At 66.3% G+C, this 19,423-nt stretch carries 15 protein-coding genes; 6 read left to right on the top strand and 9 right to left on the bottom strand.

Annotated features, from left to right (window positions below; genetic code table 11):
* The first annotated feature begins 136 nt into the window (after positions 1–136).
* Together ASB57_RS14735 and ASB57_RS14740 are read left to right on the top strand one after the other, a co-directional pair.
* Positions 137–508 carry a hypothetical protein gene (locus ASB57_RS14735; protein ID WP_156414173.1) on the top strand — a complete coding sequence of 124 codons (372 nt, stop codon included), beginning with the start codon at positions 137–139 and terminating at the stop codon, positions 506–508.
* Positions 509–654: 146 nt separating this feature from the next.
* Positions 655–2,298 carry a Na+/H+ antiporter gene (locus tag ASB57_RS14740; protein WP_057652906.1) on the top strand — a complete coding sequence of 548 codons (1,644 nt, stop codon included), beginning with the start codon at positions 655–657 and terminating at the stop codon, positions 2,296–2,298.
* Positions 2,299–2,483: 185 nt separating this feature from the next.
* On the opposite strand, the gene ASB57_RS14745 is transcribed toward ASB57_RS14740, so the two are convergent.
* The 5 genes from ASB57_RS14745 to ASB57_RS14765 form a co-directional block, all read right to left on the bottom strand.
* Positions 2,484–3,458, bottom strand: coding sequence for a Bug family tripartite tricarboxylate transporter substrate binding protein (locus ASB57_RS14745; RefSeq protein WP_369822863.1), 975 nt, complete (start codon positions 3,456–3,458; stop codon positions 2,484–2,486).
* 89 nt (positions 3,459–3,547) lie between these two features.
* Positions 3,548–4,249 (bottom strand): RraA family protein, encoded by a 702-nt coding sequence (locus ASB57_RS14750; RefSeq protein WP_057652908.1) that lies wholly within the window; start codon positions 4,247–4,249, stop codon positions 3,548–3,550.
* A gap of 116 nt (positions 4,250–4,365) precedes the next feature.
* On the bottom strand, positions 4,366–5,355 hold the full coding sequence (locus tag ASB57_RS14755) for a hydroxyacid dehydrogenase (protein ID WP_057652909.1): 990 nt from the start codon (positions 5,353–5,355) through the stop codon (positions 4,366–4,368).
* Complete coding sequence (locus tag ASB57_RS14760) at positions 5,352–6,263, bottom strand: amidohydrolase family protein (protein ID WP_197425059.1); 912 nt, start codon at positions 6,261–6,263, stop codon at positions 5,352–5,354. Before ASB57_RS14760 ends, ASB57_RS14755 begins: the two co-directional genes overlap by 4 nt.
* Before the next feature lie 17 nt (positions 6,264–6,280).
* A complete protein-coding gene (locus ASB57_RS14765; protein WP_057652911.1) occupies positions 6,281–7,306 on the bottom strand; it encodes a tripartite tricarboxylate transporter substrate binding protein in 1,026 nt (341 codons plus the stop codon).
* A gap of 178 nt (positions 7,307–7,484) precedes the next feature.
* Between ASB57_RS14765 and ASB57_RS14770 the strand changes: the two genes are divergently transcribed.
* Entirely contained in the window at positions 7,485–8,393 is a 909-nt protein-coding gene (locus ASB57_RS14770) for a LysR family transcriptional regulator (protein ID WP_057652912.1), read from the top strand.
* Positions 8,394–8,458: 65 nt separating this feature from the next.
* Here ASB57_RS14770 and ASB57_RS14775 read toward each other — a convergent pair whose 3' ends face one another.
* Positions 8,459–8,923, bottom strand: a complete 465-nt coding sequence (locus ASB57_RS14775) for a YaiI/YqxD family protein (RefSeq protein ID WP_057652913.1) — start codon at positions 8,921–8,923, stop codon at positions 8,459–8,461.
* 163 nt (positions 8,924–9,086) lie between these two features.
* Here ASB57_RS14775 and ASB57_RS14780 point away from each other — a divergent pair, with 163 nt between their 5' ends.
* On the top strand, positions 9,087–12,707 hold the full coding sequence (locus ASB57_RS14780; protein ID WP_197425061.1) for an autotransporter domain-containing protein: 3,621 nt from the start codon (positions 9,087–9,089) through the stop codon (positions 12,705–12,707).
* Between the two features lie 33 nt (positions 12,708–12,740).
* Here the strand turns inward: ASB57_RS14780 and ASB57_RS14785 are convergent, their stop codons facing one another.
* The 3 genes from ASB57_RS14785 to ASB57_RS14795 all read right to left on the bottom strand — a co-directional run bounded on the left by ASB57_RS14785 (position 12,741) and on the right by ASB57_RS14795 (position 17,208).
* A complete protein-coding gene (locus ASB57_RS14785) occupies positions 12,741–13,892 on the bottom strand; it encodes a PHB depolymerase family esterase (protein ID WP_197425063.1) in 1,152 nt (383 codons plus the stop codon).
* Positions 13,893–14,009: 117 nt separating this feature from the next.
* Complete coding sequence (locus ASB57_RS14790) at positions 14,010–15,695, bottom strand: ATP-binding protein (protein ID WP_082622014.1); 1,686 nt, start codon at positions 15,693–15,695, stop codon at positions 14,010–14,012.
* Complete coding sequence (locus ASB57_RS14795) at positions 15,682–17,208, bottom strand: ATPase domain-containing protein (RefSeq protein WP_057652916.1); 1,527 nt, start codon at positions 17,206–17,208, stop codon at positions 15,682–15,684. The genes ASB57_RS14790 and ASB57_RS14795 overlap by 14 nt, the downstream gene beginning before the upstream one ends.
* Before the next feature lie 237 nt (positions 17,209–17,445).
* Here ASB57_RS14795 and ASB57_RS14800 point away from each other — a divergent pair, with 237 nt between their 5' ends.
* Both ASB57_RS14800 and nadE read left to right on the top strand, forming a co-directional pair.
* Positions 17,446–18,438, top strand: coding sequence for a DMT family transporter (locus tag ASB57_RS14800; RefSeq protein ID WP_082622015.1), 993 nt, complete (start codon positions 17,446–17,448; stop codon positions 18,436–18,438).
* A 119-nt stretch (positions 18,439–18,557) separates the two neighbouring features.
* On the top strand, positions 18,558–19,421 hold the full coding sequence (gene nadE, locus ASB57_RS14805) for an ammonia-dependent NAD(+) synthetase (protein ID WP_057652917.1): 864 nt from the start codon (positions 18,558–18,560) through the stop codon (positions 19,419–19,421).
* The last annotated feature ends 2 nt before the right edge of the window (positions 19,422–19,423 follow it).

Raw genomic sequence — 19,423 nt, forward strand, 5'->3', positions numbered from 1 at the left:
TCTTGACATAATCGTTCGTTTTCGAAGACCTGTAGCTCATCCTTTTTTTCGTAACGTTTTATGACCTGGCGCCAGCGCCGACGACTGAGTACCCTTCGAACCGCCCTCTTTCCGCTATCTGCTCAAGGAGCTTTCAATGCGCATCTCCCGTGTGGTTTTCTCACTCGCTCTCGCACTGGCAGGCGGGCAAGCTGCCCACGCCGCACCCGTGGCGTTCATGAACAACAGCATCGTCGCCAAGATCCCCAAGCAGGAATGGCCGCAATTCGAAAAAGCGGTCGGACAAGCGTTGAACGACTCGCCTGACGGCACGGTCACCACGTGGACCAGCCAGACCAGGCGTGGCAAGGGAGGACCGGTGTCCGTCGCATTGACACCCAGCCAGACCTCGCGCGAAGGCATGTGCCGCCTGATGTCGGCCGAGGTCACGCAGCAATCGGCCAAGGAGCACTGGCAATTCCTGTTCTGCAAGAACGCCGAAGGCGCCTGGCGGGCCAGCAGCAACTGACGCCCGTCAGCCGCACACGGGGGCCGACTAGCCGCCCGTTATCGACAGGATGTGCCTTTCCCGTCACGCTCGCGGGAAAGGCAATCGCCATATCGTGAGAAACTACCCCCCGGAAAAAAACTTTAGCCTGTAGAAGGAAGCGCGTAATGGAAGCAATAGGGATCACCTTGGCGATGTTTGCCGCCGTGTTGGTCAGCGGGATGGTGGTCCGGGTCTTACCAGTGGCGGTGCCCCTGCCGCTGGTGCAGATTGCCCTCGGCGCGCTGATCTCCAGCTTTTCGAATCACGGTGTGCAGCTCGACCCGGAAGTGTTCTTCCTGCTGTTCCTGCCACCCTTGCTGTTCCTCGACGGCTGGCGCATTCCCAAGGAAGGCGTGCTGCGCGACAAATACTCCATCCTGGAGCTGGCCTTCGGCCTGGTCTTCATCACCGTGTTGGGCGTCGGCTACCTGATCCACTGGATGATCCCGGCCATGCCCTTGCCGGTGGCCTTCGCCCTGGCGGCCATCGTCTCGCCGACCGACCCCGTGGCGGTGTCGGCCATCACGCAGCGCGTTGCCATCCCCAAGCGCATCATGCACGTCCTGGAAGGCGAGTCGCTGCTGAACGACGCCAGCGGCCTGGTCGCTTTCCGCTTCGCCGTCGTGGCGGCGGTATCGGGCAGTTTTTCGCTGGGATCGGCGGCCCTGTCTTTCCTGTGGGTGGCCATCGGCGGCCTGGCGACCGGCGCCATTTTCACCATACTGGTCACCGCGGCCAAGAACTTGTTCACGCGCAACTTCGGCGAGGAACCGGGCTCGGAAATCCTCTTGAGCCTGATCATCCCCTTCGGCGCCTATGAACTGGCCGAACACATCGGCGGGTCCGGCATTCTTGCCGCCGTGTCCGCCGGCGTGGCCATGAGCTACGTGGAATTGTCCGGCAAGGCCATGGCCATCACGCGTATCCAGCGCAACGCCGTGTGGAATATGCTGCAGTTCACGCTGAACGGCATCATGTTCGTGCTGCTGGGTGAGCAACTACCGGCCATCTTCAAGGGCGCGGTCAGCGTGGTGATGGACACGGGGCATTTGAACCCGTGGTGGCTGCTGGTCTACGCGGTGGCGATCAACGTGGCGCTGGCCGTGTTGCGCTTCAGCTGGGTGTGGATATCGCTGGCCATCGGCCGCCGCATCGCCGCGCGCCGCGGCACGCGCGCTCCCGAACCCAGCATCCGTCTGATGCTGGCCGTGTCGCTGGCGGGCGTGCGCGGCGCGATCACGCTGGCGGGTGTGCTGACGCTGCCCTTCGTGATGGACAACGGCGAGCCGTTCCCGGCACGCGATCTGGCCATCTTCCTGGCCGCCACGGTCATCATCGTTTCGCTGATCACCGCCAGCGTCGGCCTGCCGCGCCTGCTGCGCGGGCTGAACGTGCCGGAAGAAGCGGAACACCATCGCCAGGAAGACCTGGCCAGCGCGGCGGCGCGCGATGCCGCGGTGAAAGGCATCGAGGCCGCGGCGCATGACATGACCATCAAGAATCCCGATGCCGACCCGGCCGTATATACGGAGATCGCCAACCGCCTGATGTCCAGCCTGCAACAGCGCGCCGTGGGCGGCCTGGATCCGGACGTGGAGCCGGAAGAGATCAAGCGGCAACAGGAGATCGAACGCCAGATGCGCCTGGCCGCGCTGGTGGCGTCGCGCAGCGAGCTTTATCGCATGGCGCGCCAGGGCACGCTGTCGGACGAGATGGCGCGCGAGATGGTCAAGGGACTGGATTTGCAGGAAGCGCGCCTGCGGGCGTGAGGAAGTGGCCCCCCGTACCCGCTTGCGCGGGCCCCCCAGGGGGCGACACCAGCGGACCGGAAGGAAGGCCCTCCCCCACGCGCTACGCGCGTCCCCCTCAAGGGGGCGACACCGGCGGACCGGGGGACCCGGCTCCGCGGTGTCTGCGATGGTGCTTGCAGCCGGCAACGCAGCGCGCGAGCGGCTCATTCGACCTTGATCTTGGCGTCGCGTATCAGCTTGCCCCACTTGGCATGCTCGCGCTGGATCACCTGCGCAAAGGCCTGCGCGGTGCCACCTAGCGGCTGGTTGCCTTCCGCCAGCAAGCGGTCCTGCACCTCCTGGCGCGCGACCACGGCATTGACCGCGGTATTCACCGCCGCCACCACGCTCGCCGGCAGGCCGGCCGGACCCACCAGGCCCAGCCAGGTCGTGGCCTCGAAGTCCGGGTAGCCCTGCTCGGCCACCGTGGGCACATCGGGCAGCCCCGGCAAACGCCGGGTGGACGTCACGCCCAGGCTGCGTATTTTTTTGGCCTGCAACTGCGGCATCACCGACGCCGCGCTGCCGAAGTAGGTGTCCACCTGCCCGCCCAGCAGGTCCGTCATGGCCGGCCCCGCGCCCTTGTACGGCACCTGCATCATGTCGATGCCGGCCGCCCGCACCAGCATTTCACCGGCAAGATGGCCGACCGTGCCCAGGCCCGCCTGGGCCACCGTGTACTTGCCCGGCTCGCGTTTGGCGGCCTGGACCAGATCCCCCAGACTCTTGAACGGCGATTCGTTACGCACCACTAAAACCACCGGCTGCGCGCACACTTCCACGATGGGCGTCAGATCCTTCAAGGGATCGAAGGGCATGCTGGCATACAGGGCCGGGTTGATCGCCATATTCGACGTCTGCGCCATGGCCAACGTGTATCCGTCAGGGCGCGCCTTGGCTACCAGGTCCAGCCCGATATTGCCCGCCGCGCCTGGCCGGTTGTCGACGATGACCTGCCATTTGTCCAGCACGGTCAGCTTCTCCGCGACCAGACGCGACACCGTATCGGTGCCGCCACCCGGCGGAAAAGGCACGACAAGCTTGATGGGGGATTTAGGCCAATCGGCGGACTGCGCCCGTGCCACCGTCGGGACGAGCGCGGCCGCTAGCGCGGCGTGTAGAAGCTGACGTCGATCCATGTGCATGTCTCCTGATTTTTATAGTGGGTACTGATTGATGCCAGGAGCCCTGTCGCCGCAAGGCTTCCCGGCGGTGGAACGATACTCGCCTATACGGGCAGGCCCTTGGCCCGCAATACCGCGTCGAAGCGTTCGGGGTCCGCGGTGCCGGTTCGATTGGTTTCGCGGATCTTCGCTTCTTTTTCCAGATGCGCGCGGGTGCGCGCCAGGATGTCGGCTGCTTCGTCAGCCCGGATGGCAACCACGCCATCGGCATCGGCGACGATCAGATCGCCCGGCAGCACCGCCAGCCCCGCGCAGCTGATCGGCACGTTGATCTCGCCCGGGCCGTCCTTGGTCGGGCCCCGATGCGTATGGCCCCGTGCCCAGATGGGCATGCCATCCTCGGCCCATTCGACCAGGTCCCGCACCGCGCCATCGATGACCAGGCCCGCGATCTTGCGCGCCACGCAGGTGGTGCGCATCAGGCCGCCAACCAAGGCCTGCGTCACATCGGCGCCGCCATCGATGACCAGTACGTCGCCGGGCTCCACCATCATCAAGGCCTTGTGGATCATCAGGTTGTCACCAGGCCGGACCCGCACGGTAAAGGCCGGTCCGCAGATCGTCGTATCCAATTTGGCGTGGTATTGCCGCAGACCCAAGGTGCCGGTGTTGCGGCTCATGGCGTCGCCGACGGCGGCCGCCGGCAAGCCCTGGAAACCTTGCACGATATCGGCCGCCGGGCCGGCCACGCGCGGATTGATGCGGTAGCCGGCAGGCCAGGAAGGTTGCGATGTAGCCGTCGTCATGATGCGCTCCTGTATTCCATGTGATCAGTACGGGTGATGGATGCTGGTAGTTCGTGTTTGTAAGGCGTTCTTGTAAGGCGTGCTTTTCAGATGCGTTTTTCAGGCGCGCCTGCGATTCATGCTCGTGACTCCTGCGCCAGCACCGCGGCGTTCACGCAGGCGGCCGGATCGGCGGGTTCGCCGCGCAACCAGCCCAGCACATTGCGCGCGGCGCCAGCCGCCATGCCCGCCAATGCAGCCGGCGTCGACCCACCGACGTGCGGCGTCAGGACGATATTGCGCAGTTGCGTCAGCGGACTGCCGGCCGGCAGCGGCTCGACGGCCATGGTGTCGAGCCCGGCCGCATAAAGATGGCCGCTCTGCAAAGACGCGATCAGCGCCGCCTCGTCGACCACCTCGCCGCGCGCGGTGTTCAGCAGGATGGCGCCCTTGGGCAGACGCGCCAGACGCGCGCCATCCAGCAGATTACGCGTATGCGCGTTCAAAGGCACGTGCAGGCTGAGCACATTGCAGTGCGGCAGCATCTCGTCCAGGGTGTCCCATACCTTGACCTCGGGCACCGGGCTGGCGCCTCCACGCAAGGCGGGGTCGTAGGCATGCACGCGCATGCCCAGGGCCTGGCACACCCGCGCCACTCTTTGGCCGATCTGGCCGAAGCCCACCAGGCCCAGCGCGCGTCCCTGCAGCTCAAGGCCATCCTGCGCGCGCGACCAGCGGCCGGCCCGCAGCTCGCCATCCATCCAGTTGATGCGGCGCGCCGCGGCGAACAGCAGGCCCAGGGTCATTTCCGCGACGGACTGCGCATTGGCGCCCGGTGTCATATAAACCGGAATGCCACGCTCGGTGCAGGCCGCCACATCGATATTGCTCACGCCGACACCGTGCTTGGACACGACCTTCAAGGTCGGGCAGGCGGCGATGGCCTGGGCATCCAGCGCCACGGTGCGGGAAATGACCGCATCCACGGGCTCGCTGGCCATGATGGCGCGCACGGCCTGGACGTCGTCGGCATCAGGCAGGTAGATCACGCGCGCGCCCGCGGCTTGCAGCAGGTCCACGCCGGCTTGCGCGAGCTTGGGGGCGGTGACGAAAACGGTATGGGTCATGAGTGCGAGTCTCGGGTGATGACATGAGGGGCGGCGCCGCCCTGCTCCAGTCCGGGCAGGCGGCGCTCGAAACCATAGAGCCGGGCGGCGTTGTCCCACAGGATGGCCTGGCGCAGCAGCGCGTTGGGCGCCACGGTGTCCAGCCAGCGCAGCAGCGCCGTGTCGTCTGGCATGGGTTCGCCGCGGCAGGCGGTGGCGGGATGCGGCCAGTTCGAGCCCCACACCATGCGGTCCGGGGCGATATCGACCAGATGGCGCGCCAGCACGGCCTGCGGGCGGTAGGCCGGCGCGTCCACGTCACCGTCCAGCTCCAGGCCGGACAGCTTGACCCATGCGCGGTCGCGTTCCAGCAACGTGGCCATGGTCTTCATGGCGGGATGCGTCTGCCAACCTTCGAGCGGCAGGCGTCCCATATGATCCAGCACCAGTGGCACGGGCAGGTCCAGCAGTGCCGGCTCCAGGGTGGCGATGGTGGCGGCGCTCGCATGCAGCTGAAGATGCCATCCCAATGCGGCGATGCGATGGGCGACCTGGGTCAGTGCTTGCGCCGACACCGGCGTGGGCCGCAGCAGATTGAAGCGCACGCCGCGCGCGCCGGCCTGATGCAGGCGATTCAACTCGGCCTCGTCGGTGTCCGCGGCAATCACCACGACCGCGCGGGCATCGACGCCTTCCTGGCCGAACTGGCGGACGGCATCCAGGGTGCAGCGGTTGTCCAGGCCGTAGCTGGACGGCTGCACCACCACGACACGCGCGATATTCAGCGCCGCGCGCAGCGGGCGATAGGTGGCCACCGTAGCGGGCGGTGGATGCAGATCCGCGTCCGCCGCGTAGGGATAAGCCGGATCATTGATATGGATATGGCAGTCGCTGACGGGCCAGCCATCGGCATCGGTAGGAGCAGACACGTTCGGCATCGCGGTGTTCAATCGTCCACCGAAACGTGGGCCTGCTGCGCGGCCGTGGCCCAGCGTTGCGCTTCGGCGCGCACATAGTCGGGGAACTGCGCGGCGGTCAGCGTCGACACGTCGGCGCCGACCTCCTGGAAACGCTGCCGCACGCCCGCATCCTGGCGCACCTTGTCCATGGCCTGGGCCAGCCTGGCCGTGACGTCGGCGGGCATGCCGGCGGGGCCGAACAGGCCGGTGTAGATGATGGCGGTCAGCTCGGGATGCCCCTGCTCCGCCATCGTGGGCACGTCAGGCAACAGCGGCGAGCGCTTGTCACCCAGCTGCGCGACCGCCTTGACGCGGCCGTCGCGCACCAGCGGCGCCGCCGTGGTGATCTGGTCGACCATGGCATCCAGCTGCTGCCCCATCAGGTCCGTCGCCGCGGGCCCGGTGCCTTTGTACGGCACGATGGTCGCCTTCAGTGCGCCCTTGTCATTGATCAGCGCGGCCACCAGGTGCGTGTACGAGCCATAGCCGGCGATGCCTACGGTGACACCTTGCTCGCGGCCGTGCGCGTACTGCTGGAAAGACTTGAAATCCGCCGCGGGGACCTTGGTCGCCACCGTCAGCACCGACGGGTTGGTAGTGATGGCGGCAATCGGCGTGAAGCTGGTGACGCCGTCGTAGGGCACGCGCTTGCTGACGGCGTTGGCCACCGCGTTGGGGCCGGAATTGCCCAGCAGCAAGGTGTAGCCGTCGGGCTTGGCGCGCGCCACATAGGTCGCGCCGATTACGCCGCCCGCGCCGGCGCGGTTCTCCACCACCACGGACTGGCCCAGCTGGCGGCCCAGCTCCGCGGAAATGATGCGGGCCGTCGTGTCGATGTTGCCACCGGGCGCGAAGGGCACGACGAGGGTGATGGGACGCGTCGGATAGCGCTCCTCCGCGTGGGCCACATTGGCCATATTGGTCAGGCACAGCGCGGCGGCGCAGGCCAGGGCACGCGCGGCCAGGGTGAAGGTCGGCAGGCGGCCCGCCAGGGCCTTGGGCGTTGAGGTCAAGATGTCGTCTCCAACTCGATGTCATTGTTCTGTGGCTGTCCCGTCATGGCGGTCTTGCGTGGCCGGGCCTCCCGGGCGATGGCGCACGCAACAGCATGGAAGCATTGTCGGCCTCGAAGATTGATCAGGTCCACTGTAAAATTTTGATCAATTGAATCCTTTTGGATATCAGAGACTCATGGATCTGCGTGACCTGAAGTATTTCGTCGCCCTCGCCCAAGCCGGCAATACGCGCCGGGCGGCCGATGCCGTCCATCGCTCCCAGCCCGCCTTGATCAAGGCCATCACGCGCCTGGAAGCGTCCGTGGGCGCTCGGCTGTTCGAGCGCGTGGGCCGCGGCCAGCGGCTGAGCGCGGCGGGCGCCGCCCTGCTGGCCCGGGCCACGCCGCTGCTCAATGCGGCCGACGCCGTCCGCGATGAAGTGGCGGCATTGGGGCAAGGCACGGCCGGCATCGTGCGGCTGGGCTGCGGGCCCCTGGGCGCGGAGTATCTGCTGCCCGCCATTTCGCAACTGCTGCTGCAGGAAGCGCCCGACGTGCAGCTCAAGCTGTTGATCAGGATGAATTACGAATCGCGCGTCGAACTGCGCGACGGCAACCTGGATCTGGTGCTGGGTTTCGTGCCGGACCTCGACGATGCCGAGTTCGTCTACGACACGCTGCTGGAAGACATCGTCGTGGTGGCGGCCGGTGCGGGCCATCCCATTCTGCGCACGCGCAAAGGGGTGACCCTGGAGCAGTTGGCGCGCTATCGCTGGGTCTTGCCGAATATCAGCGTGGCCAGCCGCTTGTGGCTGGACCAGGTGTTCCAGGCGCGCGGCCTGGCCGCGCCACTGGCGCAGATCGAAACCAATTCGGTCCCGCTGATTCCGCGCGTGATCGCCGATACGCATCTGCTCAGCTTCGTGTCGCGCCGCACCATCCAGGCCAGCCGCGGGCGCCTGCGCGAGATCGCGCTGCCGGCGACCACGCTGGTGCGCAACTTCGGCCTGACCTATCCCAAGGATGTCAGCCTGTCGCCGGCGGCGGAGAAGCTGGTCGGGCTATTGCGGGAACACGGGCAGGCGCTGTTCCACAAGATGGATTGAGCGGGTTCGGACGGGGGCGCGTAGATCGGGGCGCGTAGACCAGGGCGCGTCTAGCCCGGGGCGCACTAGCCCGGGCCTGGCCGCTTCGCGTGCCGCGCCATGAAGCGGTCCAGCTGCCCGGCGAAGGCGCGGCTGTCCTGCTGTGAATAGGACGACGGACCGCCCGTTTCCACCCCCGCGCTGCGCAGTTGATCCATCACGTCGCGCATGGTCAGGCGTTCCTGGATATTCTCGCGCGTGAACCAGTTGCCCCGTGGATCCAGCACATGGGCGCCTTTGTCGAGGCCGGCGGCGGCCAGGGGAATATCGGCGGTGATGATCAGGTCGCCGGCCTCGGCCATCTCGACGATGCGCGCATCGGCCACGTCGAAGCCCGCCGGCACCTGCACCGACTTGATGAAAGGCGATGGTGGCGTCCGCAAATACTGGTTCGCCACCAGCGTCACGCACACCTCGACGCGCCGGGCGACTCTGAACAGCATTTCCTTGACCACGACCGGACATGCGTCCGCGTCCACCAACACCTGCATCGCGCCATTCCCCAACAAAAAGAGCGCCCATCTTACCCGGCGGCCATACCGGCCTCACGCCTTCAACATCTCTCCACATTGCGGAGAAACAACGTTGAATTTTGAATCAATCTGATACCATCATCAGAATTCGCTCAAAATGTTGCCGGGTTTCGGGGAAAACATGGACTTCACGATTGCCGCCGGCGTCTCGCGCCGGGGAATGGGAGCGCTGCGCGCGCGTCCTCTCGCTGCCGCGCTGATTTCCGCCGGCCTGATCTGCTTTCCCGGCCCGTCCCGGGCGGACCGATACGATTGGGCAGGCGCCACCGGCAACTGGACCGACAGCAGCTGGGTTCCCTCTGGCGCGGGATCATTTCCAGTCGCCGGCGACATGGCGGTGATGAATCAAGGTGAGGTCCACATCACCGATGCCCGCTCTGCTGACAGTGTGTACCTGGGCGCCGGCAATTATGCCGCTCTGGTCCTGGACGCGAGTTCGAATGCCGCGCTCAACGTCAACACCCTGGTGCTGGGCAATACGGCTGCCATCAGCGGCACGCTGACGGTCAACGCGGGTGCGACGGTCACCGTCAACGGCTTCGGCAATATCGGCAGCTATGGCAATGCGCTGGTCGAACTCAAGGACGGCGGCAAGCTCACCAGCACCGGCACGCTTATCGCCGCAGGCGATGGGCCCACCAGCATGGGCACCTTCACGCTGACCAACGGTGCATCGCTCGAAGCGGACGCGTTTACGCTCGGCAATGTCGGACTGGGCATCCTGAACGCCAATGGCGCGACGACCCGTGTCTCCAGCGGCGTGACGGTTCTTGGCAGCGTCGCGGGCTCCGCTGGCTTGGCAACGCTGGAAGCGGGCGCCGTGTGGCAGATGACGGATGACCTGACTATCGCACGCGTCGGCAGCGGCCAGCTTTCCGTCGTCAGCGGATCCAAGGCAGGCACGTTCGGCCAGACCGTGCTCGGCCAATCGGCAGGTGCCAGCGGCACGCTCAGTATTTCCGGCACGGGTTCACGCTTCAGCTCCGTAGACGTGTTGTACGCCGGCGCGCGCGGCACCGGCAATATCAACATCTCGTCTGGCGGACTGCTTTCGGCGCCGTCCGGCGTCGTCGTCGGCCGCGGCGACACCGGCACGGGCACGATCAACATAGATGGCCTGAACGCCAGACTGGATACCGGCACCAGCGCCCTGCGGCTGGGCGGCGACGTCTCCGATACGGCCACCGGCGGCAAGGGCACGCTGGAGATCATGCGGGGCGGCGCGGCAACGACGGGCCAGGTCTGGCTGGGTGACACCGTCGGCTCGTCCGGCACGATCAGACTGCAAGACAAGGATACGATCCTGGCCTCGAGCCAGCGCTTGAGCGTAGGCCATCAGGGCAGCGGGACGGTGGTGCTTTCCGGAGGCGCCACGATCACGTCCAAGGGCGCCTTGATCGGCCACGAAAGCACAGGCACGGGCAATGTCGTCATCGGTGGCGCCGGCACGGCCTGGCTCAACGACGGTGTGTTCTATGACGGCAACTTGGGCCAGGGCATACTGACCATCCTGGACGGCGGCAGACTCACCAGCACCGATGGCTACGTGGCGACCGAGCGTGGTTCGACCAGCCTCGCCTTCATCGACGGCGCGGGCTCGACGTGGAACAACAGCGGCGACTTCTTCGTCGGCCATAACGCGGGCGCGCGCGGTACCGTGATCCTCGGCAATGGCGGCCAACTGAGCAGCCTGCAAGGCATACTGGGCGATCTGGCCGGTGCGTACGGGGAGTTGACCGTGACCGGCGCCGGATCGAAATGGACCACCACAGGAGACCTCAACGTCGGCCGTCTCGGTGATGGCCTGATGACCGTCGACCGCGGCGGCGCCGTATCGGCCCCCGTGATCCAGATCGCCAATAACGCGGGATCGACCGGCCTGCTCGTGCTGGGCGCGGCTGCGGGCCGCGCGCCCATCGCCAGCGGCACCTTGGACACCCCGGAAATCCGTTTCGGCAAGGGTGACGGTCAGTTCATCATCAACATCGCTGACACCTTCGACTACAACGGACGCATCACCGGCAATGGCCGGGTCAGCGTGCTGGCGGGCGATGTCGTGCTGGGTGGCGCCAACACATACACCGGCACCACCGCCGTGGAGGGCGGAAGCCTGACGGTCAACGGCGCGCTGGCAAGCGCCGTGCAGGTCAGCAACGCAGTCTTGACGGTGAACGGCAGCGCCAGCGGCTCGATCGCGCTGAGCAGCGGCTCCACCTTGGCGGGTACCGGCACGGTAGGCGCCACCACGCTAGCCAACGGCGCGACGCTGGCGCCCGGCAACGCCGCCAACAGCATCGGCACCTTGACCGTCAATGGCGATCTCACCTTCCAGCAAGGATCCAGCTACCGCGTACAGGCCCAACCCGGCACGGCGGTGAGCGACCGCGTCATCGTGAACGGCACCGCGCATCTTGCGGGATCCGTGCTGCACGTGGGGCCCGACGGGAATTTCACGCCCAACCTGCAATACACCATTCTCAGCGCCCAGGCCCTGGATGGCAGGTTCGACAGTGTGGCCTCCAACTACGCTTTCCTCGATCCCACCCTGGCCTATGGCACGCAAGACGTGACCATGAATCTGGTGCAGGCACGTGCCTTCGTGAGCGGCGCCGCCACCAGCAACCAGCGCGCGCTGGCGAACGCGGTGGAGAGCCTGCCGCAGGGCCACGCGGTGCGCCAGTATGTTGAAAGCCTGCCCAATGGCGCCCCGGCGGCGGCCTTCGACAGCCTGTCGGGCGAAGCCTACAGCAGCGTCACCAACACGCTGGCGGCCAGCGCCGGCCAGGTGCGCGCGGTGCCGCTCGACAAGCTGCGCGCGAATCTGCAAGCCCCGCCACGGGCCGGCCAGCCGACCGCGCAATTGGGCGCGTCCGATATCGGCCAGCCGGCCGGCACCTTGCCCTCGTCCGCCGCGCTGCCCGCCTGGGCCCAGGTAATCGGCAACTGGCAGACTTACGATGGCAACGCCAACACGGCGAAGTTACGCCAGCATACCGGCGGCGTTTTCGTCGGGGGTGATCAGGCGGTAGGCGCGGGATGGCGGCTCGGTGGTGCGTTCGGCTTCACCGACACCCGCGCGCGCGTCGACGACCGCGATTCGCAGTCCGACGTGAGCAGCTACAGCGCGCTGATCTATGGCGGCAAGTCCTACGCCGCCGGACCGGGCGCATGGAACGTGATGATGGGCGCGGGCTACACGTACCACGACATCTCAACGCGGCGCTACGCGGACAGCCAGGCGGAGCCCCTGCGGGCGACGTATGGCGCGAACACCGCGCAGGTCTTCTCCGAGGCGTCCTATAGCTGGAATCTGGCGCCCAGGACTACGCTGGAGCCGTATGCCGGTGTCGCGTGGAGTCATCTGCACACAAGGGCCTTCAGCGAAAGCGGCGGCCCCGCCGCGCTGAACGGTGAAGCCAGCAACGACTCGCAGACGCAGACCACCTTGGGCCTGCGCGCCACGCAACGCTTCGATGTCCGCGGCCGCGAAGCGCGCGTTTACGCCGGCCTGGGATGGCGCCATGCTTTCGGCGACGTGGAGAGCAAGAGCAAGTTGTCCTTCGATGCCGGGCAGGCCTTCACGGTCGCCGGCGTCCCCATCGCCCGTGACGCCGCCCTGGCCGAGCTGGGAGCCGACGTGGCTGTGGGCCGCAACGCCACCTTGGGTTTGAACTACGCGGGCCAGTTCAGCAACGGCAGCCGCGAGCACAGCGCCACGATGCTGGCGCGCTGGCGCTTCTGAACCTGACCCCGCAAGCAAGGGCGCCGCGGGCCGCTAAGCGGCCCCGGGCCCCTGGCGCTTGCGGGTCTTGAAGAATTGCCACATCAAGGCGGAGGCATCGGGGCCTTGCTCGGCGTGGAAGCGGATAGCGCCATCGCCGCCGCTCCAGGCATGGCCCAACCCCGGCACGATGCACAAGCTTACGCAGGGCCCGGCGGCAGGACTCTTGCCGGCCCTGGCAGCAGGGTCGCGCTCGGTCGCGTCGATGCGCATATAGTGGCGCGCGCTACCGGCGCCGATCGGCCGCGGCAAAGGCGCGGCATCGATGACATCGCCGGCGGCGACGTCGATATGATTGAGCCACGCCATCTGCTCGAATAACTGCTGCCCATTGCGCTTGTCGACGACGACATCGCGGTCGCCCTGCACGATGATGGCTGGCATGCCGGGAAATGCCTCGACATCCCCGACCAGGTCCGCCAGGGCCTGTTGCGGCGCGAGCGACGCGCCGTGCCGCATCACGCGCAAACCTTGTCCGGCGTTGTGCGCGTTACCCAGCACGCCGCCGGAATGCATGCCCAGGGCAGCGAATGTATCCGGATGGCGCAAGGCAGCCAGCGCGGCCATGCCGGCGCCCGCGGACAAGCCGGCGATGTACACGCGTGACGGGTCCCCGTGATAATCCTTCACCGCGGACGCGGCGATGCCGGCGATGGCGTCGGCTTCCGCATAGCCATGGGCGGAGTCGGGCTGGTACCAGTGCCAGCAGCGATTCTGCTGGCCGCGCCGCGATTGCTGAGGATAGACCAGCAGGAAGCCCTCGCGATCCGCCAGACGATGCAACCGCGTGCCGACGGCGAAGTCCCTGGCGGTCTGCTCGCACCCGTGCAACATGATGAGCACGGGGCTGCCCTTGCGCAGGCCGGGCGGGACGTAGACGAAGTAGGACAGGCGTACCGGCCAGACACCAGGCATGGCCGGGGTTCGATAGATGCGTGATTTCCAAACGCCGGCGAAGGTCGCCGCGTCGAAGTCCGTGCCCGTATCGGTGCCCGTCGGTGCTTTACCCGTCGCCGGGGCTTTGGCGCGCTTGACGACCTTGGGCGCCTTTTTTGCCGCTGCCTTGCGGCCCGCGGGCTGGCCCATCATCTCGTTGAACAGAGCATGGGGCGCCAGCTGCCAGGCCGTGCGCTGCAAGCGCGCCATCTTGCGTACAGCTGAAAAGAATAGCGCGGTCGATTTATTTCGCTTCACGGTCAACCTGCCGGTGGCGTGCTTGAACTGCTCCATTAGATCGGACTTGCTGCATCGCAGCAATGCCGATCACAAAGTGTCACCCCTGCCCTGCGCCAGCGCTGCGTGCAGGACCGCGCTCAGGTCATCCGCCCGGTAGGGCTTGGCGAGCACCGGGATGCCTTGGGTCTCCGCGGCTCGGGCCTCCTGGCCCATGTAACCCGTGGTCAACACGATGGGCAGATCGCTGCGCCGTGTCCGCAGCTCGCGCGCCAGCATCAGGCCGCTCATGCCGCCGGGCATCATGATGTCGGAAAACACCACGTCGATCTGGCGACCGTCCGCCAAGGCGCCCAGCGCGGCAGCGGGACTGGCGACGCGCGTGCTGCCAAAGCCAAGCTGGGTGAGCATGTCGCTGACCAGGGCAGCGACTTCATCGTCGTCCTCCACCAGCAGCACATGGGCATCGGTGCCTGCCGCAGCGACAGCCGCCGTGTCCATGGACACCTGAGTCACCAGAGGCTTGAGACAACGCGGCAGCAGCAGGCGCACCTCGGTGCCCTGCCCCACCTCGCTGAAGATCCGCACATCGCCACCGGACTGGCGCGCGAACCCATAGGCCTGGGCGAGTCCCAGCCCCGAGCCTTTGCCCACGTCCTTGGTGGTGAAGAAAGGCTCGAAGACGCGAGCCTTGACCTCGTCCGTCATGCCGGTGCCCGAATCGACGACGGACAGGCTGACGAAGTCGCCCTTCAGATCGCCCTCGGCCCAATCCGCGACGTTCTCGCCGCGAATCTCGATGGTCCCGCCGCCCGGCATCGCATCGCGCGCGTTAACGGCAAGATTCAAAATCACCAGTTCAAGCTCGTTGGCGTCGACCTCGACAGGCCATAGTGAAAGAGGCAGCCGCAACTCCACGTGTATGTCGCCACTGAGACTGCGGTCGAGCATATCCCGCATGCCGTGGATCTGCCGGAGCAGGTCGACCGGCTCCGCCTGCAGGGATTGGTGCCGCGAGAACGTGAGCAACTGACGCGTCAGGGCCGCGCCGCGCTCCACGGCCTGGCGCATGGCGCCCAGCAAACGGTCGCGGCGTGCCTGGTCGGGCTGCCGGTCGAACATCTGCAACCCGCCCGAGATCACCATCAACAGATTGTTGAAGTCGTGGGCGACGCCGCCGGTGAGCTGGCCCAGGGCCTCCATTTTCTGGGCATGGCGCAGGGACTCCTCCACCAGCGCGCGTTCCTTCATCTGCTTGCGCAGGGCGTCATTCGCTGCTTCGAGTTCCTGCGTGCGGGCCAGTACGATACCTTCCAGCGCCGCGGCGGCGCTTTCCCGCGCATGCAACAGCGCGCGGATTTCATATTGGCGGGCCCGCGCGCGCACGGCCGTCTGCACGGTACTGGTCAGCGTGATCCCGTGTACAGGCCGTTCCAGCAAGGAGACGTTGCGCAAGGCCGCCAACATCTTCTGGCGCCAGACCTCCACGGCAGGTTGCCGCAGATGGCTGGTCAGGACGACGAAAGGCACGTCCGACCACGCAGGCTGGCAGGCGACCCACGCCGCCATGGCCTGCAGATGTTCTCCGAAGAGGCCTTCCTCAGCCACGCACAGGGTGGACACGCCCTCGTCCGCGCGCGCCAATACTTCGTCGATGCTGGCGCAGACCTGGACATCCAGCCCCGCGCGCCGCAACACGCTGGCAGTGGCAGGACCATCCCTGCCTATGGGAGCGTGGACGAGGACACGTGCCTCGTTAGCGTCAGTCAGGGGCATGTTCACCATTCGGCATGGCAGGAAGCGCCTTGCCAGTATATTGGGGCGTACCCGAGAACACGCCGCTGAACTCGCTGAGGGGCGGCCCCACTTCGACGCCGCGTGACGTCAACTGGAATTCACGGATAGTGTGTTCATGCAGACCACTGCGTTTCTTGAGCACCGACAGCGCGCGCCGCACGGTGCCCGCGTGCTCGAAATAACGCAGCATGATGACGCTGTCACTCAGATAACTGATGTCCAGCGGCGTCTCCATCGGCCCGGCAAGGCCATGCTGAGCGAGCACCAGGATCGTATTGACCCCCTGCTGGCCCAGATAGGTCAGCAACTCGTGCATCTGCAGAACCAGGAAACGGCCGTCAGGCATGGCATTCAAGTAGCCGTTCAGGCTGTCGATGACGATGACGCGCGCGCCATCGTCATCCACGCACTTGCGCACGATGGCCGCGAACTCGCCAGGCGACATTTCTGCCGGATCGATCTGCTGGATGCGCAAGTGTCCACTGTCCAATGCAGGCTGGATATTCATGCCCAGACTGGCGGCACGGGTCTGAAGCGTCCCCAGCCCTTCATCGAAGGCGAACACCACCGCATGCTCGCCGCGTTTCGCCGCGGCCAGGGCATAGGACAGCGCAATTGACGACTTGCCGACACCGGCCGAGCCGATCAGCAGGGCATTGGTGCCGCGCTCCAGTCCCCCACCCAGCAGCTGGTCGAGCTGCGGGTTGCCGGTGGCCGTGAGATCCCGCGGAAATTCAGCATGATGTTCCGCCGCGATCAGCCTGGGATAGATGGCCAGGCCGCCTTTCTTGATGGTGAAGTCGTGATAGCCGCCACGAAATTCGATGCCGCGCATCTTGACCACCCGCACGCGCCGGCGCTGGGCGCCATAGTCGATGGCCAGTTGTTCAAGCGACACCACGCCGTGCGAAATCGAATGCAGCTGCAGGTCGATCGAGTCGGTCGACAGGTCATCGAGCAGGATGAACGTGCATTTGCGCTTGGCGAAGAAATGTTTCAAGGCCAGCACCTGGCGGCGATAGCGCAGCGGCGTCTGCGCCAGCATGCGCAGCTCCGACAGACTGTCGAGCACGACTCGGGTCGGATTGATGGCATCGACCCTGTCGAGGATCAGCTTGGTCGTCTCGTTGAGTTCGACCTCGGCGGGATAAAGCACCGTCAGCTCACGTTCAGGGTCCAGCGTGGTCTCCGACGGTATCAGTTCGAAAATCTCGATGCCGTCCAGGTTCCAGCCGTGCCTTTCCGCGACCAGGCTGATTTCGTGACGCGTTTCGGACAGGGCGATATACAGCACCTTTTCGCCCAGGCGCGCGCCTTCCAGCAGAAACTGCATGGCGATGGTCGTTTTTCCCGTGCCCGGATTGCCTTCGTACAAATACATGCGGTCCCGGTCGAGACCGCCGGCCAGGATGTCGTCCAGACCTTCATTGCCGGTAGAAATGCGGGAGGAGCTGTCATCGCGGTTCATGCGATCTTGTGCTTGTTCAGTCATGGCTATCCCTCCGCTTGGAAAGTTGATTGAGCGTACCTTAAAACCCCCTGTGTTAATTCGCCGGCGGCGCCGTCTGGCACGCATGGGCCGCCGGGTGATGCAGATGCTCCGCAGCGGGAACCGTAGAGCAATCCGTGTGCCTGACGGTTACATATGGTCAGACCGCCCTGCTGTTTCACACCGTTTCATTCAGAGGGCGGGATATTGGACAATGGCGGATTCCTGCTGCTGACCCCCATGTCCAAATCCGCCTCTTCCTCGACTGCCCTGGCCATGCGCCTGCTGCCCTGGGCCGCCTTGCTCTTGCCGCCCTTGTTCTGGGCGGGCAATTTCATCGCTGGCCGGGCCATGCGCGACGCGATGCCGCCGATGACCCTGGCGCTGGGCCGCTGGGTGATCGCCCTGGTCTGCCTGTTGCCGTTCGCCTGGCGCGGCATGCGGCGCGACGCCGGCCGGTATCTGGCGCATCGCTGGCTGCTGCTGGGTACGGGAGTGACGGGCGTGGCGGCGTTCAGCTCGCTGGTATACGTCGGTCTGCACACGACCACCGCCAGCAACGGCCTGCTGCTGAATTCCCTGATTCCCCTGCTGATCGTGTCGGCGGGCGCGATCTTCTATCGGCAGCGGCTGAGCGCCGGGCAAGCCGTGGGGCTGGTCCTGTCTTTCGCCGGGGTGTTGACGCTGGTGCTGCAAGGGCAATGGACGCAATGGCGGCAGGTGACCCTGGTCCCGGGTGACGCCATCCTGCTGGTGGCGATGGTCTGCTTCTCGTTCTACACCTTGTGGCTAAGGCAACTACCGCCCGAGCTTGACCGCATAGGTCTTACCGCCATCCAGATCGTCATCGCGATCGTGGTGTTGCTGCCCTTCTGGGTGGCTGAGCAGGCGGGGGGCGCCAGCACACACTGGACGCCGGCCAGCGTCGGGGCCCTGGTCTACGTCGGCTTGTTCCCGTCCGTGGGCGCCTACCTGCTTTACGGCAAGGCCGTGCAGCACTTCGGGCCCGCGCGTGCTGGCCTGAGCATTCATCTGATCCCCGTGTTCGGCGTCGTGCTGTCGGCCCTGCTGCTGCACGAGCGCCTGCATGCCTGGCATGCGGCGGGGATCGCCGCCATCGCGGCGGGGCTGGTCTGCTCCAATGTGGGTGGGCGACCGGCCGCGCCTGTCGTGCCGGTGTCCAAGGCCGAGCGGAACGCCGCCGCGCAAGCCGGGCAGTCAACGAGCGTTTGAGCTGGCGCAGGACACGGCCAGGCCGCAACGGGTACGCTTAGTGCTGTACGGCCGCGACATCCTTAGTGCTGTACGGCCCCGACATCTCGTGGTCCCACCCTCACCTGAAAGGAAACTCGATGACCTCGTCCCGTGCGTCTGGCCCGTCCCTCGGCCAAAGTGACATCGCCCGTATCCTGGGCGTTCCCGCCCGGTTCGACGCGGCCGAGGAAATCGCGCATCGCGTGCGCTTTCTGGCCGACTACCTGCGCGGCGCCGGCAAGACCAGCTACGTGCTTGGCATCAGCGGCGGGGTCGACTCTTCCGTGGCGGGCCGTCTGACGCAGCTGGCGGTGGAGCGCTTGCGGGCGGCCGGCTATGACTGCACGTTTGTCGCGGTGCGCTTGCCGTATGGGGTCCAAAAGGATGAGGCCGATGCCAGCCGGGCCATGGACTTCGTGGCGGCTGACCGGCGCATGACCGTGGACATCAAACCGGCGGTGGATGCGCAAAAGGATGCGCTGGCGGCTGCCGGTCTGGCACATATCGACGACGCCGCCGAGGACTTCATCGTCGGCAACATCAAGGCACGGCAACGCATGATCGCGCAGTACGCCATTGCCGGCGCGACGAATGGGCTGGTGGTCGGTACCGACCATTCGGCGGAAGCGCTGATGGGCTTCTTCACCAAGCATGGCGACGGCGCGGCCGACGTCGTCCCGCTGACCGGCCTGACCAAGCGCCGTGTGCGCGCGCTCGGCACTGCCTTGGGGGCGCCCGAGGAACTGGTCATGAAGGTCCCCACGGCCGACCTGGAAACCCTGCGTCCCCTGCGCCCTGACGAAGACGCCTTCGGCGTCACGTACGCCCAGATCGACGATTTCCTTGAAGGCAAACCCGTCTCGGCGGAAGTGTCCAACATCCTGCTCCGCCAGTACGCCGCCACCGAACACAAACGCAACGCCGCCGTAGCACCAACGCCCACGTCCCGCGCGGGGGCGTAGCG

Source organism: Bordetella sp. N, from assembly GCF_001433395.1.
Taxonomy (GTDB): domain Bacteria; phylum Pseudomonadota; class Gammaproteobacteria; order Burkholderiales; family Burkholderiaceae_B; genus Bordetella_C.

Bases quoted from the DNA above. Each gene is read 5' to 3' on its own strand.
- ASB57_RS14735 (WP_156414173.1), top strand. From the start codon at position 137: ATGCGCATCTCCCGTGTGGTTTTCTCACTCGCTCTCGCACTGGCAGGC.
- ASB57_RS14740 (WP_057652906.1), top strand. From the start codon at position 655: ATGGAAGCAATAGGGATCACCTTGGCGATGTTTGCCGCCGTGTTGGTC.
- ASB57_RS14745 (WP_369822863.1), bottom strand. From the start codon at position 3,458: ATGGATCGACGTCAGCTTCTACACGCCGCGCTAGCGGCCGCGCTCGTC.
- ASB57_RS14750 (WP_057652908.1), bottom strand. From the start codon at position 4,249: ATGACGACGGCTACATCGCAACCTTCCTGGCCTGCCGGCTACCGCATC.
- ASB57_RS14755 (WP_057652909.1), bottom strand. From the start codon at position 5,355: ATGACCCATACCGTTTTCGTCACCGCCCCCAAGCTCGCGCAAGCCGGC.
- ASB57_RS14770 (WP_057652912.1), top strand. From the start codon at position 7,485: ATGGATCTGCGTGACCTGAAGTATTTCGTCGCCCTCGCCCAAGCCGGC.
- ASB57_RS14775 (WP_057652913.1), bottom strand. From the start codon at position 8,923: ATGCAGGTGTTGGTGGACGCGGACGCATGTCCGGTCGTGGTCAAGGAA.
- ASB57_RS14780 (WP_197425061.1), top strand. From the start codon at position 9,087: ATGGACTTCACGATTGCCGCCGGCGTCTCGCGCCGGGGAATGGGAGCG.
- ASB57_RS14785 (WP_197425063.1), bottom strand. From the start codon at position 13,892: ATGGCGCGCTTGCAGCGCACGGCCTGGCAGCTGGCGCCCCATGCTCTG.
- ASB57_RS14790 (WP_082622014.1), bottom strand. From the start codon at position 15,695: ATGCCCCTGACTGACGCTAACGAGGCACGTGTCCTCGTCCACGCTCCC.
- ASB57_RS14795 (WP_057652916.1), bottom strand. From the start codon at position 17,208: ATGACTGAACAAGCACAAGATCGCATGAACCGCGATGACAGCTCCTCC.
- ASB57_RS14800 (WP_082622015.1), top strand. From the start codon at position 17,446: ATGTCCAAATCCGCCTCTTCCTCGACTGCCCTGGCCATGCGCCTGCTG.
- nadE (WP_057652917.1), top strand. From the start codon at position 18,558: ATGACCTCGTCCCGTGCGTCTGGCCCGTCCCTCGGCCAAAGTGACATC.